This is a genomic window from Streptomyces hebeiensis (assembly GCF_052983195.1).
In genome coordinates this window covers 3,456,095-3,472,337 of the sequence record NZ_CM129812.1, presented here as the reverse complement: position 1 = coordinate 3,472,337, position 16,243 = coordinate 3,456,095, and the positions used below count along the sequence as shown (strand labels likewise).

Below are 16,243 nucleotides of genomic sequence, written 5' to 3'. Positions count from 1 at the left end.
CTCGAACATCCTGGCGTGAGCGCATAGCATCCGGCCATGCCCAATGGTCAGTGGTACCCGCCCGAGTGGCCCGAGCGGATCCGTGCCCTCGCCGCGGGGGAGATCGTGGCGGTGACGCCCCGGCGGGCCGCGACCGTCCTGCTGCTGCGGGACGAGCTGGGCGGGCCCGCCGTCCACATGCTGCGCCGCCGTACGTCCATGGCCTTCGCGGCCGGCGCGTACGCGTATCCGGGCGGCGGGGTCGATCCGCGTGACGACGGCCCGCTCGTCCGCTGGGCGGGCCCCGACCGGGCGGAGTGGGCGCGGCGCCTCGGCGTCGATGCCGCGTCCGCCCAGGCCGTCGTGTGCGCGGCGGTCAGGGAGACGTACGAGGAGACGGGCGTCCTGCTCGCCGGGGCGACCGCACGGACCGTGGTGGACGACACCACGGGTGACGACTGGGAGGCCGACCGGGCCGCCCTGGTCGACCGTGAGCTGTCCTTCGCGGACTTCCTGGACCGGCGCGGGCTGGTGCTGCGGAGTGATCTGCTGGGCGCGTGGGCGCGCTGGATCACGCCGGAGTTCGAGCCGCGACGCTACGACACCTGGTTCTTCGTGGCCGCCCTGCCGACCGGGCAGCGGACCAGGAACGCCTCGTCCGAGGCCGACCGCACGGTGTGGATCCGGCCCGCCGAGGCGACGGAGGCGTACGACAGGGGTGAGCTGCTGATGATGCCGCCGACCATCTCGACGCTGCGTCAGCTCCGGCCGTACGGCACCGTCGCCGAGGCGCTGGCCGCCGCGGCCGGGCGGGATCTGGCGCCGGTGCTGGCGACGGCCCGGCTGGAGGGCGAGGAACTGGTGCTCAGCTGGCCGGGCCACGACGAGTTCACCAGACGTGTCGACGCGACGCCCTCGGCCGCCTCCGGGGACGTGGCGCCCGGTCGTACCGCCGTGCCCCGGTCCTCCCGGACCGCCGGCCGTCTCGGGGAGGGCCGATGACCGACGCGGCCGCCCTCCCCGGTCAGCCGCGCGGCTCCGTGCTGTCCGGACCGGCTACCGTCCGTGCCGTCAGCGTGCTCGCCCCGAATCCCTCTCCGATGACCCTCGACGGCACCAACACCTGGATCGTCTCGGAGCCGGACTCGGAGCTGGCGGTCGTCATCGACCCCGGCCCGCTCGACGACGTACACCTCGAAGCGGTCGTCGCCGCCGCGGGAAAGGCCGGCAAGCGCGTCGCGCTGACCCTGCTCACCCATGGGCACGCCGATCACGCGGAGGGCGCGGCACGGTTCGCCGAACTCACTCGTACGTCCGTTCGCGCACTGGATCCCGCGCTGCGCCTCGGGGACGAGGGACTGGCGGCGGGCGACGTGATCACCACCGGCGGCCTGGAACTACGCGTCGTACCCACCCCCGGGCACACCGCCGACTCGCTCTGCTTCCATCTGCCCGCCGATCGCGCCGTCCTGACCGGTGACACGATCCTCGGCCGCGGGACGACGGTCGTCGCACATCCGGACGGCCGGCTCGGTGACTACCTCGACTCGCTCCGTCGCCTGCGCTCCCTCGCGGTCGACGACGGGGTCCGTACGGTCCTGCCGGGCCACGGCCCGGTCCTGGACGACGCCCAGGGCGCGGTGGAGTTCTACCTGGCCCACCGGGCGCACCGGCTCGCCCAGGTGGAGACCGCGGTCGAGAACGGCCTCCGTACACCGTCCGAGGTGGTGGCGGAGGTGTACGCGGCGGTGGACCGGTCCCTGTGGCCCGCGGCCGAGCTCTCGGTGCGGGCACAACTGGAGTACCTGAGCGAACACGGCCTCATCTAGGGCCCCGGTAGGGGTCTCCGGCTCCAGGGACTCCCGGGTCGCGGGGCCCCGGATCCGGAGATTTCCAGGGACGGGAGATCTCCAGGAAGGAGAGGTTCCCGGGACGAGGGATTCCCGGGAACGGCGCGTGATCAGCGCGAGCGCTTCGCCAGCCGCTCGACGTCCAGCAGGATCACCGCGCGTGCCTCCAGCCGCAGCCAGCCGCGCTGCGCGAAGTCGGCGAGCGCCTTGTTGACCGTCTCGCGGGAGGCACCGACCAACTGGGCCAGCTCCTCCTGGGTCAGGTCGTGCACCACGTGGATGCCCTCCTCCGACTGCACGCCGAAGCGGCGCGACAGGTCGAGGAGCGCACGGGCCACCCGGCCCGGAACGTCGGAGAAGACCAGGTCGGACATCTGGTCGTTGGTCTTGCGCAGCCGCCGGGCGACGGCGCGCAGCAGAGCGGTGGCCACCTCCGGGCGCGCGTTCAGCCAGGGCTGGAGGTCGCCGTGGCCGAGGCCGAGGAGCTTCACCTCGGTCAGCGCGCTGGCTGTGGCGGTGCGCGGGCCCGGGTCGAACAGGGACAGCTCACCGATCAGCTCGCCGGGGCCGAGTACGGCCAGCATGTTCTCGCGGCCGTCCGGGGAGGTGCGGTGGAGCTTGACCTTGCCCTCGGTGACCACGTACAGCCGGTCGCCGGGATCGCCCTCGTGGAAGAGCGCATCACCGCGGGCGAGCGTCGCTTCACTCATCGAGGCGCGGAGCTCCGCCGCCTGCTCGTCATCGAGCGCCGCGAAGAGCGGGGCACGCCGCAGAACGTCGTCCACGTGTTCTCTCCTTGTCGACCTGCTCAGGGAACTGTGGTCCCCACCTGCTCCGGGGACCGTCGTCCCCATGATGCCGTACCTGCCGCTTCTTCTCGGGTGGCTTGGCATCCTGGGCTGCTTCGCCCATCTACCGGATTCCGGTTGCGCGAAACCATGTGATCAGTCACAAGTCTGACCTATGGGCCCGCCGTGCCGGGCCCCGGGGGCCGATTCGGGTGGCGACCGGCCGGGCCCGGGACGGATGTCAGCGCCGGGCTTTACGCTGGCCGAGTGTTCCGACCAGCCGGTGACAGTCCGGCGACAGCGCAGGCCAAGGGGGCTGGAAGAGTGTCCGCGGAGCGTAATTCCGCTGTGGGCGAACAACCCTCGGCGAAACCGAAAAAAGCCGCAAAACGTGCGGCCGGTAAGCCGGAATCGAGACTGGCGATGGTCCGCCGGGCCCGCCGGATAAACCGTGAACTGGCCGAGGTCTATCCGTACGCCCACCCGGAGCTGGACTTCCGGAACGCGTTCGAGTTGCTGGTGGCGACGGTGCTCTCCGCCCAGACGACCGACCTCCGCGTCAACCAGACCACGCCGGCCCTCTTCGCGAAGTACCCCACGCCCGAGGACATGGCCGCGGCCGTGCCGGAGGAATTGGAGGAGGTCATCCGGCCGACGGGCTTCTTCCGCGCCAAGGCGAAGTCCCTCATAGGGCTGTCCACCGCTCTGCGGGACCGGTTCGACGGCGAGGTGCCGGGCACCCTGTCCGACCTGGTGACCCTGCCCGGCGTCGGCCGCAAGACGGCGAACGTCGTCCTCGGCAACGCGTTCGGTGTCGCGGGGCTCACCGTCGACACGCATTTCGGCCGCCTGGTCCGCCGTTGGAAATGGACCGAGCAGGAGGATCCGGAGAAGGTCGAGGCGGAGATCGCGGACATCTTCCCCAAGAGCGAGTGGACGATGCTCTCGCACCGGGTGATCTTCCACGGCCGCCGCATCTGCCACTCCCGCAAGCCCGCCTGCGGCGCCTGTCCCATCGCGCATCTGTGCCCGTCGTACGGAGAGGGCGAGACGGACCCGGAGAAGGCGAAGAAGCTGCTCAAGTACGAGATGGGCGGATATCCGGGTCAGCGCCTGAGTCCTCCTCCCGACTACCCGGGCAGGCCGGCGCCGCCCCTGGGCGCCACGGCGGACCCGGCATGAGGACCGGGGCACACGGACCGGGGCACACGGACCGAGGCCACGGACCGGGGCCACGGAGCGAGGGCCTGGAGCGAGGACCCGGCATGAGATCCGGCCGCGCGGGACATGCACCGAGGGAAGCCCGTACGGCGGGGAGGGGCCCGGCAGCCCGGCGTGCGGCCCGGGAGGAACACGGGACACGCGCGGGACGCACGCGGCTTCGGCCCGTGCCGGTGAGCACGGACCGGACCGGGGCCGTATGAAGGCATGAAGGAGGGAAGTCGGATGGGGAGTGGGCCGGTGGAGCCGCGCTCGGGCGGAACGATCCGGTGGACGGCAGCCGTTGTAGGGCCAGGCGTTGTACGACAGGGGTGCCTATGACGTGCGCTGGAGAGACTTACGACGGACCCGCGGCGGAGGTCGTTGGTGCCGTCGGCGCCGTTGATGCCGTCACGGTCACGGCAGACGGGCTGCCCGACTGGCTCGCGCCCGTCGTGCGCGCCGCGCGGACCGTGAAGCCGGAACAGCTCAGCCGGTTCCTGCCGCCGGCGGGCGGCGGCGGTCGGCAGTCCGCCGTGCTCATCCTCTTCGGTGAGGGCGACCGGGGCCCCGAGTTGCTGCTCATGGAGCGGGCCGGCAGCCTGCGCTCGCACGCGGGCCAGCCGTCCTTCCCCGGCGGCGCCCTCGACCCGCAGGACGGGGATCCGGAGGGAGCGGGGCCGCTGCGGGCCGCGCTGCGGGAGGCGGAGGAGGAAACCGGCCTCGATCCGTCGGGCGTCCAGCTCTTCGCGGTGCTGCCGAAGCTGTACATCCCGGTGAGCGGTTTCGTGGTGACTCCCGTGCTCGGCTGGTGGCGCAGGCCCAGCCCTGTCGGCGTCGTCGATCCGGCCGAGACGGCCCGGGTCTTCACGGTGCCCGTGGCGGACCTCACGGACCCCGCCAACCGGGCGACCGCCCTGCACCCCAGAGGCCACCAGGGCCCCGCCTTCCTGGTCGCCTCGGCCCTGGTCTGGGGGTTCACCGCCGGCGTGATCGACCGCCTGCTGCACTTCGCGGGGTGGGAGCGGCCGTGGGACCGGGCCAGGCACGTCTCGTTGGACTGGCGGGCATGACAGGCTGACTCACATGCTCATCCCCGCCCTGCCCGGGACTGTGACACGTGCGGCCCGTCGACGTCGCCGGGTCCGGTGACACCGCTCGGCCGGGCCGGACCCCACCCGGCCATCCGTCCGGGACCACCCGTAACGGGTGTTCGTACCGCCCCCCGGGCCAGGCACCCGGAGACCGATCCGCGAGGCAAGCGAGGCTATTGACGGTGAACGTGCTGGACATTTTGCTGCTGCTCGCCGCCGTATGGTTCGCGATCGTCGGCTACCGCCAGGGTTTCGTCGTCGGCATCCTGTCGGTGATCGGATTCCTCGGCGGCGGCCTGGTCGCCGTCTACCTGCTGCCCATGGTCTGGGCGAAGATCACTCAGAATTCCGAGGTCTCCACCACGGCCGCCGTCGTCGCGGTGGTCATAGTGATCGTCTGCGCCTCGGTCGGGCAGGCGTTCACCACGCACCTCGGCAACAAGCTGCGCCGGCACATCACCTGGACGCCCGCCCGTGCCCTGGACGCCACCGGCGGGGCGCTGGTCAATGTCGTGGCCATGTTGATGGTGGCCTGGCTGATCGGCTCCGCGCTCGCCGGGACCCCGCTGCCCACGCTCGGCAAGGAGGTCCGCAGTTCACAGGTGCTGGAGGGGGTCTCGCGGGTGATGCCGACCCAGGCGTCCACCTGGTTCGCCGACTTCTCGTCCGTCCTGGCCCAGAACGGCCTCCCGCAGGTCTTCAGCCCCTTCGCCAACGAGCCCATCCCCGAGGTCAGCCCGCCGGACCCGGCGCTCGAGGGCAGCGAGGTCGCGGCCCGAGCCCAGAAGTCCATCGTCAAGGTCGTCGGCACGGCCTCCAGTTGCGGAAAGATCCTCGAAGGCACCGGTTTCGTCTTCTCCGAGCGCCGCGTGATGACCAACGCGCACGTGGTCGGCGGCGTGGAGGAGCCCACGGTCCAGATAGGCGGTGAAGGCCGGCTGTACGACGCCAAGGTCGTCCTCTACGACTGGCAGCGCGACATCGCCGTGCTGGACGTGCCGAACCTCCCCGCGACCCCGCTCCAGTTCACGGACACGGACGCCAAGACGTCCGACAGCGCGATCGTCGCGGGGTTCCCGGAGAACGGGGCGTACGACGTGCGCTCCGCGCGCGTCCGGGGCCGTATCGACGCCAACGGGCCCGACATCTACCGCCGTGGTGAGGTGCGCCGCGATGTCTACTCGCTCTACGCGACCGTGCGCCAGGGCAACTCCGGCGGCCCGCTCCTCACCCCGGAGGGCAAGGTGTACGGAGTGATCTTCGCGAGGTCGCTGGACGACGCCCAGACCGGCTACGCGCTGACGGCGGATGAGATCCGCGAGGACATCACGCTCGGCCGGGCGGCCAATCAGCAGGTCGACACCCAGCAGTGCGCGCTGTAGCCCGGGCTGCGTGAGCTCGGGCTGTGTGCGGCGAGGCCGTCACCGCTCGTCGTGGGCGTCGCCGACCTGCGGCGCCCACGAGCGGTGTGGTGACTTCGTCGCGCTCGCGAGCGCTCGGGAGCCCGGGCCGGCGGCAACCGGGCCCGAACGGGCGGCAGCACAGCGACAATCGGTCGCATACACCCGACAACCGTTCGCGGAAGCGCTACGTACGCTGATGACGCAGCCGTGCCGACACCCAGCGGGCCCTGCGGCGGAGGATGAGGGAAATGCCGAGCCGGGGATCGTCTCCCTGGTCTCCCGGACCGCCCCTCTTGTGGGTGATCGGCGCAGAGGCCGAGCGGCGGTTGCGTGCTGCTGCGTCACCGTAGTCGTGCGTCCAGCCCATACCCCGACGTTTCCCGGGCCCCATGGTCGGTAACCGCCAGAGGGAGGGCCAATTGGCCTATGCGGGCGGCAATTGGCTGTTCGTAGGACAAGCGTTCACACCATGGGGCCAGGCGGCCCACCGCCGCCGTGGTGGGCGCCTGTCGGTTCACGGCCGGAGGCCGACGCCTTGTCGGCTTGTCGGTTTGTCAGCGATCCGGCTCGGGGTCCTTCAGCCAGTGGATGAGCTCCGAGGAGAAGGAGACCGGGTCCTCCTCGTGCGGGAAGTGCCCCAGCCCGTCGAACAGCCGCCAGCGGTACGGCGCCTCCACGTACTCTGCCGACCCCGCCGTGCTGCGCGTCCGCATCGCCGGATCGAGCGACCCGTGGAGCTGGAGCGTGGGCACCCGCACCGGACGTTTCATGCGCCGGTTGAACTGGACGCCGTCGGGGCGTGCCATCGAACGCACCATCCAGCGGTACGGCTCGATCGAGCAGTGCGCGGTCGACGGGATGGTCATGGCGCGTCGGTACACCTCGACCGCCTCGTCGTCGGCGAGCTTCGGCCCCGACCAGTCCCGGATCAGCCGCCCCACCAGCGCCGCGTCGTCCGCGACCAGCTGACGCTCCGGCAGCCACGGCCGCTGGAAGCCCCAGATGTACGACCCGGCCCGGCTCTGCGCGAAGTCGGAGAGCATCGCCGAGCGCCAGCGGCGCGGGTGCGGCATCGAGGTCACGGCGAGCCGGCGCACCAGCTTGGGACGCATCACCGCCGCCGTCCAGGCGAGGTAGCCGCCCAGGTCATGGCCGACGAGCGCCGCGTCGGGCTCACCGAGCGAACGGACCACGCCGGTGATGTCGAGGGCCAGGTTGGCGGGGTCGTAACCGCGAGGCGTACGGTCGCTGCCGCCGACGCCGCGCAGGTCCATCGCCACCGCGCGATAACCGGCCTCCGCCAGGGCCGGCAGCTGGTGTCGCCAGGTCCACCAGAACTGCGGGAAGCCGTGCAGCAGCAGTACCAGGGGGCCGTCACCCATCTCGGCGATGTGGAAGCGCGCGCCGTTGGCCGCCACATCGCGGTGGGTCCACGGCCCGTCGAGGCGTACGGCCGAGGCGGGCGTCGTCGCGCCGTGCGCGGAGGGGCCCGGGGACGCCGACGACCCCGAGGGGACCGACGACCCCGAGGGGACCGACGGGCCCGGGGGCGTCGACCGGTCCGGGGGCGTCGACCGGTCCGGGGGCGTCGACCGGTCCGGGGGAGTGCTGTCCGGCCGGTCGGAATCAGGGGCGGTCATGTGGACGAGCGTGCCACAGTCCGGCCGTGGTCCTGGCCCTCGCGCGGATGCGGCTTCGCGTTCTGGAGCACGGCCGCCGTCTGCCTGGCGGAGGCGATGCTCTTCTCCGGCTTCTTGACCTTCTTGAACTTGCTCCGCGCGAGCAGCGCGAGCACCCCCGCGAGCACCAGATAGGCCCCGCCCACGATCAGGAAGGACCAGGCGAGTCCCAGCCCGAGGTTGTGGATCCCGTAGGCGGCGGCGAAGCTGAACACCGGCAGCGAGAACAGGGCGAGGACACCGGCGATGCTGATGGCCGCGCCGCCGGACGCGCCGCGCTTGACGTCCTGGCGCAGCTCGGCCTTGGCCAGGGCGATCTCGTCGTGCACCAGGGCGGACATCTCGGCGGTCGCGGTGGCGACCAGCTGTCCGATGGTGCGGTCGCTGCTGACGGGCTCGACCACCGTGCCGGTCCTGACAGTGTCGGCGCCGTGCCTGCCGGGGTCGCTCATCGGTGACTCCCTCTTCTCGCTCTGCTCGACCGTAGATCTCTGCTCGACCATCGGTCCGTGGTCAGATCATGCCGGACTGTCGTCGTCATCGTGCGACGGCCCCGCGTGTTCCGCCAGCCGACGGCGTTCCGCGGCACGGGCCCGGTGCTCCGCGGCCTTCGCCTCGTACAGCTCGGCCATGCGCAGGTGGTACCCGGGATCGTCCTGTTCATAGACGTCCGGGACACCGTCCTGGTCCTCGTCGCGCTCCTCCTCCTCGTACAGCGCGCGGTAGGTACGGACCCGGAGCTTCAGCAGGACCGTCGCAAGGACGGCGGCGATCAGGGAGCCCGCCAGCACGGCGGCCTTCACCTCGTCGGTGAGGACGGGGTCGGAGGTGAAGGCCAGCTCGGCGATGAGCAGGGAGACCGTGAAGCCGATTCCGGCGAGCGAGGCGAGGGCGAGGACATCGGGCCAGGAGAGGTCCTCGTTGAGTTCGGCCTTGGTGAAGCGCGCGGCCAGCCAGGTACCGCCGAAGATGCCGACCGCCTTGCCGACCACCAGCCCGAGGACCACGCCGAGCGTCTCCGGCCGGGTGAAGACGCCGGCGAGCGCGCTTCCGGAGACCGAGACGCCCGCGGAGAAGAGGGCGAACAGCGGTACGGCGAGCCCGGCCGACAGCGGCCGCACCAGGTGCTCGATGCGCTCCCCGGGCGAACGGTCCTCGTGCTCGCGCCGTACACAACGCAGCATGAGGCCCATCGCGACGCCGGCGATGGTGGCGTGGACACCGCTGTTGTACATCAGGCCCCAGATGACGAGGGCCAGCGGGACGTACACGTACCAGCCACGCACCTCCTTGCGCTGCAACAGCCAGAAGAGGGCGAGGCCGAGGAAGGCGCCGCCGAGCGCCGCGAAGTTCAGCTCCCCAGTGAAGAAGACGGCGATGATCAGGATCGCGAAGAGGTCGTCGACGACGGCGAGGGTGAGCAGGAAGGCACGCAGCGCGGAGGGCAGAGAGGTGCCGATCACGGCGAGGACGGCGAGCGCGAAGGCGATGTCGGTGGCGACCGGGACGGCCCAGCCGCCGAGCGATCCCCCGCCGAGGTTGTTGACCAGCACGTAGATGAGCGCGGGCACGATCATGCCGGAGAGCGCCGCTATGACGGGGAGGGCCGCGGCCTTGGGGTCGCGCAGCTCTCCGGCGACCAGTTCGCGTTTGAGCTCGATGCCGGCGACGAAGAAGAAGACGGCGAGCAGGCCGTCGGCCGCCCAGTGCTGCACGGAGAGGTCGAGCCCCAGCGCGCCGGGACCGGCGTGGAAGTCGCGTACGGCTTCATAGCTGCCGCTCAACGGGGTGTTCGCCCATATCAGGGCGGCGACGGCGGCGATGAGGAGAAGTACCCCGCCGACGGTTTCGGTACGGAGCGCGTCCGCGAGATAGGTCCGTTCGGGCAGCGGCAGGCGGCCGAGGAACTTACGGCCGGAGGCAGCGGCCTTACGAGCGGTGGGGACGGGAGCGGGCACGGGCGGAGACCTCCGGGACGGTAGGCGGACACGACTTACCACATGCCGACCAGACTTCCCGGCGCACCCTGAACGTCTTGTTGAGTTGTTGACGTGGAACTCACCCTACCCGCGACGTCGGACAACCGCACAGGGCGATCTTCGACCACGACGGGCAGCCCCCGGCCCGGGACGGGAAGTGGCGCTTTCCGAGGGGCGCCCGGCGCGCGTCGTGCCGGGCGCCCCCTCGTCCCTCGGCGGGACCGGGCCGCTCAGTCCTCGCTCGCCGCCGACGGCAGCTGGCTCTGGATGAGCTTCATGACGGACGAGTCGGTGAGGGTGGTGACATCTCCGAGCTCGCGGTTCTCGGCGACATCCCGCAGGAGGCGCCGCATGATCTTGCCGGAACGGGTCTTCGGCAGCTCCGCGACCGGCAGGATCCGCTTGGGCTTGGCGATGGGGCCGAGGGCGGACCCGACGTGGTCGCGCAGCTCCGCCACGAGCCCGTCGTCGACCGTGGCGCTGCCGCGCAGGATGACGAACGCGACGATGGCCTGCCCGGTGGTCTCGTCGGCCGCTCCGACGACCGCGGCCTCGGCGACCTTGGGGTTGGAGACCAGGGCGGACTCGACCTCGGTGGTCGAGATGTTGTGGCCGGAGACCAGCATCACGTCGTCGACCCTGCCGAGCAGCCAGATGTCCCCGTCGTCGTCCTTCTTGGCGCCGTCCCCGGCGAAGTACGCGCCCTCGAAACGGGACCAGTACGTGTCGACGAACCGCTGGTCGTCGCCCCAGATCGTACGCAGCATCGCGGGCCACGGCTCGGTCAGCACCAGGTAGCCGCCGCCTCCGTTCGGCACCTCGTTGGCCTCGTCGTCCACCACTGTCGCCGAGATACCCGGCAGGACGCGCTGTGCCGCGCCCGGCTTGGTCTCCGTCACGCCGGGCAGCGGGGAGATCATCATGGCGCCGGTCTCGGTCTGCCACCAGGTGTCCACGACCGGGGCCTTGCCCGCGCCGATGTTCTCCCGGTACCAGATCCACGCCTCGGGGTTGATCGGCTCGCCGACCGAACCCAGCACGCGCAGCGAGCCGAGGTCGAACTTGGCGGGGATGTCGTCGCCCCACTTCATGAACGTACGGATCGCGGTCGGCGCGGTGTAGAGGATCGTCACCCCGTACTTCTGGACGATCTCCCAGAACCGGCCCTGGTGCGGGGTGTCGGGGGTGCCCTCGTACATGACCTGGGTGGCGCCGTTGGCGAGCGGGCCGTACACGAGGTACGAGTGGCCGGTGACCCAGCCGACGTCGGCCGTGCACCAGTACACGTCCGTCTCCGGCTTGAGGTCGAAGACGGCGTGGTGGGTGTAGGCGACCTGGGTGAGATAGCCGCCCGAGGTGTGCAGGATGCCCTTGGGCTTACCCGTCGTCCCCGAGGTGTAGAGGATGAAGAGCGGGTGCTCGGCGCCGAACGCCTCCGGGGTGTGCTCCGCCGACTGCCGGCCCACGATGTCGTGCCACCACACGTCCCGTGCCGCGTCGAACGCGGTCTCCTGGCCTGTACGACGGACCACCAGCACCCGCTCGACCTGCGGGCACTTGGCGACGGCAGCGTCGATGGCGGGCTTCAGGGCACTGGGCTTGCCCCGCCGGTAGCCGCCGTCGGCGGTGATGACCAGCTTGGCGTCGGCGTCCTGGATACGGGAGGCGACCGCGTCGGCGGAGAAGCCGCCGAACACGACGGAGTGCGTGGCCCCGATCCGCGCGCAGGCCAGCATGGTGATCGCGGCCTCGGGAATCATCGGCAGGTAGACCGCGACCCGGTCCCCCTTGCGGACGCCGAGTTCGGTGAGCGCGTTGGCGGCGCGGGAGACTTCGTCCTTCAGGTCCGCGTAGGTGATCGAGCGGCTGTCGCCGGGCTCGCCCTCGAAATGGATCGCGACCCGGTCGCCGTGGCCGGCTTCCACATGGCGGTCGACGCAGTTGTAGGCGACGTTCAGCTCGCCGTCGGCGAACCATTTCGCGAACGGCGGGTTGGACCAGTCCAGGACCTCGGTCGGTTCGGTGGCCCAGGTGAGCCGCCTCGCCTGCTCGGCCCAGAAACCAAGCCTGTCCGCCGCGGCCCGGTCGTACGCCTCCGCCGTCACATTGGCGTGCGCGGCGAGTTCGGCCGGTGGTGCGAACCGCCGCTCCTCCTTGAGCAGGTTGGCCAGGCTTTCTTTGCTCACGACATCTCCCTTTCCCAGGGCGTCCTATGTGTCCCTGACCAGCTCATCAGTCGAGTGGCCGGGTGACAAGGGGTCTTCCGGAAAATTGGTTTAGACCTGTATGGCACGGCGCGCCCTCCAAGGTGACGCCCGGTCCGGCGGAGGGCGGCCCGCTCCCCCGGGGCGCGGGGGAAGGGGGCACACACTCTCACGGACGGGGCGCGGGAGCGGTTCAGGCGCGCGACCGGCTGGGGCACGTCCGGGACCCGTACACCACCTCGCGCGCGGCGCCGCCTGGAGCGGCGCGCTTCCTTGGCTGATTCAAGAATCGGTAAATGAATCGTAATGGACGGTAAAAATTTTGGTGAGATATTCGAGGCAAATAGCGTAGTTATTCACCTGTGCTAGTGATTAGTAATTTCATACGGCTTGTCGTTTATTCATATCTTCATTCTTGATGGGACGTTGTCGGCGCTCGGCGCCGGCCGGACCGCCGCCGCCCGGCACTTCGGTACGAGAACTCGAAGGAAGAGGGTGCGCGGATGCTGGCCGCCACGAACAGAGTCGCTTTCGGTGCCGCCGTCACGGCGCTCGCCGTCGGTGTCGCCGGATGCTCCGGTTCCGGCTCCCCGGAAGGACGTGCCGGAGCCCATGGCGCCAAAGGGGCACACGGGGCACCGAAGAACGTCGTCCGGCTCATCGGCGACGGCTCGACGGCGTACACCGGCCCGCAACCGCACCGTTCCGAACAGGCGCGCCTCAAGCCGGGCCGGAAACCACCGCAGTTCGTGGTGTTCTCGTGGGACGGCGCGGGCGAGGACAGCCAGAAACTCTTCTCCCACTTCCGGGAGGTGGGAAAGAAGTACGACGTGTCGATGACGTACTTCCTCAGTGGTGTCTACCTGCTCCCGGAGGAGAAGGCATCGCTGTACGAGCCGCCCCAGCACCCGCGCGGCAGCTCCGACATCGGCTTCAACGACCTCGACGGGATCAAGAACACGCTGCGGGAGCTGCGCGGAGCGTGGCGCGACGGCAGCGAGATCGGCACGCACTTCAACGGTCACTTCTGCGGGAAGGAGGGCGGTGTCGGGCAGTGGTCCGTCGGGGAGTGGCGGAGCGAGATCAAACAGGCCAAGTCCTTCGTGAAGAACTGGAAGACCAATGCGGGCCTGAACAACGAGCCGCCGCTGCCCTTCGACTACGACAAGGAGATGATCGGCGGCCGAACTCCCTGCCTGGAAGGGCAGAAGAACATGATGCGGGCCGCGCGGACGATGGGCTTCCGTTACGACTCCAGCGGTATCGGCAACCAGGTCTGGCCGAAGAAGAAGGACGGCCTCTGGGACATCCCCCTGCAGTTGGTTCCGGTGCCCGGCCGTGATTTCGAGACGCTCTCCATGGACTACAACTTCATGTACAACCAGTCCGGCACGGCCAGCGGCGATCCTTCGCAGCACGAGTACTGGGGCGACCAGATGCGGGACGGCCTGCTCCAGGCCTTCGACCGCGCCCACAAGGGCAATCGCGCCCCCCTGATCATCGGGAACCACTTCGAATCCTGGAACGGCGGCACGTACATGCGGGCGATCGAGGAAACGATGAAGGCGGTCTGCGGGCAGAAGGACGTGCGGTGTGTCTCGTTCCGCCAACTCGTCGACTGGCTCGACGCACAGGACCCGAAGACCCTGGACAAACTGCGCGCACTCCGTGTCGGGCAGGCGCCCGAGGGCGGTTGGGAGCGGTACACGGCCACCCCGGCCCCGGCTTCCCCCGCACCCGCGTCGGGCCGCGCGGCCGCCCACGCCGGGCAGCACGTACGGCACTGAGCCGGACAGCACGTACGGCACCGACGTAAGCGTGCCGCGCATTGCCACTTGAAACGCACGCCGTGCCGGCCCGGCCCCGGTCCCGGTCGCGACGAGCCGGGGCGGGCCGGGCGGGCCGGACGGTGCGGATCCGGTGATGCCGCCGAACGGCGCTGGCCCGTGCCGTGCGGTCGGCGCGGCCGGGAGCGCGGTTCGGACGGCGCGACGGACAGGTGCGGTCAGGTGGGCTGCGGGGCGGCCAGCGCCTCGCTCAGGACGAAGTCCGGATCGACCTGCGCCGCGAGATCGACGCCCGTCCTGGCATTGCCCCAGCTCTCGGCGTTGCGGAGATGGAAGTGCACCATCTGCCGGGTGTACCGCTCCCAGTCGCGCTGTTCGTACGAGTCCTCCGCCGCGTCCTGGAGGACCTGGAGCGCGCGGCGGTTGTCCACCTCCAGCCGGTCGAACGGGGCCGGCCTGCCCTTCTCCATCTCCCTGACCCACGGGGACTGCCCGACCGTCACCAGCAGGTCGTCACCGACCTCCGTGCGGAGGAACTCCATGTCGTCGCGGCCCTGCACCTTGTTCCCGACGACCTTCAGGCAGACGCCGAAGTCCCGTGCGTACTCCTTGTACTGGCGGTAGACGGAGACCCCCTTCCGGGTGGGCTCGGCCACCAGGAACGTCAGGTCGAACCGGGTGAACAGCCCGGAGGCGAAGGAGTCCGACCCGGCCGTCATGTCCACCACCACGTACTCGTGCGGACCGTCGACCAGGTGGTTGAGGCACAGTTCGACCGCGCCGACCTTGGAGTGGTAGCAGGACACCCCGAGGTCGGACTCGGTGAAGGGGCCGGTGGCCATCAGCCGGACATCCCCGTCGTCCAGCCGCACCGTACGCGCGCACGCCTCGTACACCGGGTTGTCCTCGCCGACGCGCAGAAGCCGCGATCCCTCGCCCGGCGGTGTCGTCTTGATCATCGACTCGGACGAGGTGATCCGAGCGTTGCCGCCCCGCAGGTAGTCCTTGATCAGCGGCAGATGCGCGCCCATCGCGGGCAGTGCCGCCACCTCCGCGTCGTCCAGCCCGAGCGCGGCCCCCAAGTGCTGGTTGATGTCGGCGTCCACCGCGATGACGGGAGCTTCGTTGGCGGTCAGATGACGGATGAAGAGCGAGGACAGCGTGGTTTTGCCACTGCCGCCCTTGCCCACGAAAGCGATCTTCATGTTCGCGTAGAGTAGTCGCTCTCTTTCGAAGGGTGAGGGTAATGGGTGAGGAAGACCACTCCAAGGTGGGGCGCACGCCCTGGGCGCGTAGCCTCCCTACCTATGAGTACGAGTGCCCCTGACGCTTCGTCCGCGCCACGGCCCGAAGACCCCTTGGCCGCGCTTGCCTCGCTGCCCGGGGTCCCCGACGCGGTGGACTCCGTACGGAGGGCCGTCGACCGTGTCTACGGTCACCGCGTGATGCGGCGTCGCGGCAGCGAGGTCGCCTCGGAGGCGGCCCTGCGCGCGGCGCGCGGCTCCGCGGCGCTGTCCGGTGCCGACTGGGCGCTGGAAGAGGTGCGCAGGCGTGGCGACTTCGGGGCCGACGCCGAGGCCCGTACGGTCGGCGCGGCCCTGCGGCTGAACGCCGAGGCCGGTCAACTCCTTTCCATCTGGAGCCAGTCCCCGTTGCGGGTCCTCGCGCGACTGCACCTGGTGGCGGCCGGCGGCGCCGGCGTCCCGGACGAGACGGTGGGGCGGCCCCGCCTGGCGGGCGAGCCGGTCGTGGAGGTTCCCGGCGGGGTTCAGGGCGGTGAGGTGACCGGTCCGCTGACCGAAGCCCCGCTGCCGGACGCGGCGGAAGTGGCCGGACGACTGGAGGGCCTCTCGGAGCTGGTGCTCGCGGCGAGCGGGGCACCCGCGTTGGTGAGGGCGGCGGTCGTGCACGGCGAGCTGCTGGCACTGCGGCCCTTCGGCTCGTACAACGGCCTCGTGGCGCGGGCGGCCGAGCGTGTCGTCCTGGTGGGCAGCGGCCTCGATCCCAAGTCGGTCTGCCCGGCGGAGGTCGGTCACGCGGAGCTGGGGCGCGCGGCGTACGCCGCCGCGTTCGAGGGGTATCTCTCGGGGACCCCGGACGGCATGGCCCGGTGGATCACACACTGCGGACGCGCCGTCGAACTGGGAGTGAGGGAGTCCACGGCGGTGTGCGAGGCGCTTCAGCGCGGCGCCGCGTGAGCGTCGGAACCCGGGGTGGGGCGGATGCTCCGGTCACGGAAAATGCGGCGGCACCTTCCGGCGCCGCCGCTGGCACGTCCAC

General features: G+C 70.7%; 14 protein-coding genes. 7 read left to right on the top strand and 7 right to left on the bottom strand.

The window, feature by feature from the left end; translation table 11 throughout:
* Positions 1 to 36: 36 nt before the first annotated feature.
* Positions 37 to 981, top strand: a complete 945-nt coding sequence (locus tag ACU6P3_RS15175; RefSeq protein WP_447197566.1) for an NUDIX hydrolase — start codon at positions 37 to 39, stop codon at positions 979 to 981.
* Positions 978 to 1,808 carry an MBL fold metallo-hydrolase gene (locus ACU6P3_RS15170; protein ID WP_447197565.1) on the top strand — a complete coding sequence of 277 codons (831 nt, stop codon included), beginning with the start codon at positions 978 to 980 and terminating at the stop codon, positions 1,806 to 1,808. The genes ACU6P3_RS15175 and ACU6P3_RS15170 overlap by 4 nt, the downstream gene beginning before the upstream one ends.
* Positions 1,809 to 1,939: 131 nt before the next feature.
* On the opposite strand, the gene ACU6P3_RS15165 is transcribed toward ACU6P3_RS15170, so the two are convergent.
* A complete protein-coding gene (locus tag ACU6P3_RS15165) occupies positions 1,940 to 2,614 on the bottom strand; it encodes a Crp/Fnr family transcriptional regulator (RefSeq protein WP_030353254.1) in 675 nt (224 codons plus the stop codon).
* Positions 2,615 to 2,941: 327 nt separating this feature from the next.
* Here ACU6P3_RS15165 and nth point away from each other — a divergent pair, with 327 nt between their 5' ends.
* The 3 genes from nth (at position 2,942) to ACU6P3_RS15150 (ending at position 6,293) form a co-directional block, all read left to right on the top strand.
* Positions 2,942 to 3,799 (top strand): endonuclease III, encoded by an 858-nt coding sequence (gene nth / locus ACU6P3_RS15160; RefSeq protein WP_344269967.1) that lies wholly within the window; start codon positions 2,942 to 2,944, stop codon positions 3,797 to 3,799.
* A 356-nt stretch (positions 3,800 to 4,155) separates the two neighbouring features.
* Positions 4,156 to 4,890: an NUDIX hydrolase gene (locus ACU6P3_RS15155; protein ID WP_447197564.1), complete on the top strand. Its 735-nt coding sequence runs from the start codon at positions 4,156 to 4,158 to the stop codon at positions 4,888 to 4,890.
* 203 nt (positions 4,891 to 5,093) lie between these two features.
* On the top strand, positions 5,094 to 6,293 hold the full coding sequence (locus tag ACU6P3_RS15150) for a MarP family serine protease (protein ID WP_447197563.1): 1,200 nt from the start codon (positions 5,094 to 5,096) through the stop codon (positions 6,291 to 6,293).
* Between the two features lie 205 nt (positions 6,294 to 6,498).
* Here ACU6P3_RS15150 and ACU6P3_RS15145 read toward each other — a convergent pair whose 3' ends face one another.
* The 5 genes from ACU6P3_RS15145 to acs all read right to left on the bottom strand — a co-directional run bounded on the left by ACU6P3_RS15145 (position 6,499) and on the right by acs (position 12,158).
* Positions 6,499 to 6,681 carry a hypothetical protein gene (locus ACU6P3_RS15145; RefSeq protein ID WP_344269973.1) on the bottom strand — a complete coding sequence of 61 codons (183 nt, stop codon included), beginning with the start codon at positions 6,679 to 6,681 and terminating at the stop codon, positions 6,499 to 6,501.
* A gap of 187 nt (positions 6,682 to 6,868) precedes the next feature.
* Positions 6,869 to 7,954, bottom strand: coding sequence for an alpha/beta fold hydrolase (locus ACU6P3_RS15140; RefSeq protein WP_447197562.1), 1,086 nt, complete (start codon positions 7,952 to 7,954; stop codon positions 6,869 to 6,871).
* The gene (locus tag ACU6P3_RS15135; RefSeq protein WP_447197561.1) at positions 7,951 to 8,445 is read right to left on the bottom strand and encodes a phage holin family protein; all 495 of its coding nucleotides are present in this window, start codon (positions 8,443 to 8,445) and stop codon (positions 7,951 to 7,953) included. Before ACU6P3_RS15135 ends, ACU6P3_RS15140 begins: the two co-directional genes overlap by 4 nt.
* Positions 8,446 to 8,511: 66 nt before the next feature.
* Positions 8,512 to 9,951 (bottom strand): Na+/H+ antiporter NhaA, encoded by a 1,440-nt coding sequence (gene nhaA / locus ACU6P3_RS15130; RefSeq protein WP_447197560.1) that lies wholly within the window; start codon positions 9,949 to 9,951, stop codon positions 8,512 to 8,514.
* A gap of 251 nt (positions 9,952 to 10,202) precedes the next feature.
* Complete coding sequence (gene acs, locus ACU6P3_RS15125; RefSeq protein WP_352088598.1) at positions 10,203 to 12,158, bottom strand: acetate--CoA ligase; 1,956 nt, start codon at positions 12,156 to 12,158, stop codon at positions 10,203 to 10,205.
* 521 nt (positions 12,159 to 12,679) lie between these two features.
* On the opposite strand from acs, the gene ACU6P3_RS15120 reads away from it, so the two are divergent.
* Entirely contained in the window at positions 12,680 to 13,963 is a 1,284-nt protein-coding gene (locus tag ACU6P3_RS15120; protein ID WP_447197559.1) for a polysaccharide deacetylase family protein, read from the top strand.
* 218 nt (positions 13,964 to 14,181) lie between these two features.
* Here ACU6P3_RS15120 and ACU6P3_RS15115 read toward each other — a convergent pair whose 3' ends face one another.
* On the bottom strand, positions 14,182 to 15,168 hold the full coding sequence (locus ACU6P3_RS15115) for an ATP-binding protein (RefSeq protein WP_447197558.1): 987 nt from the start codon (positions 15,166 to 15,168) through the stop codon (positions 14,182 to 14,184).
* 102 nt (positions 15,169 to 15,270) lie between these two features.
* On the opposite strand from ACU6P3_RS15115, the gene ACU6P3_RS15110 reads away from it, so the two are divergent.
* Complete coding sequence (locus ACU6P3_RS15110) at positions 15,271 to 16,161, top strand: Fic family protein (RefSeq protein WP_447197557.1); 891 nt, start codon at positions 15,271 to 15,273, stop codon at positions 16,159 to 16,161.
* The last annotated feature ends 82 nt before the right edge of the window (positions 16,162 to 16,243 follow it).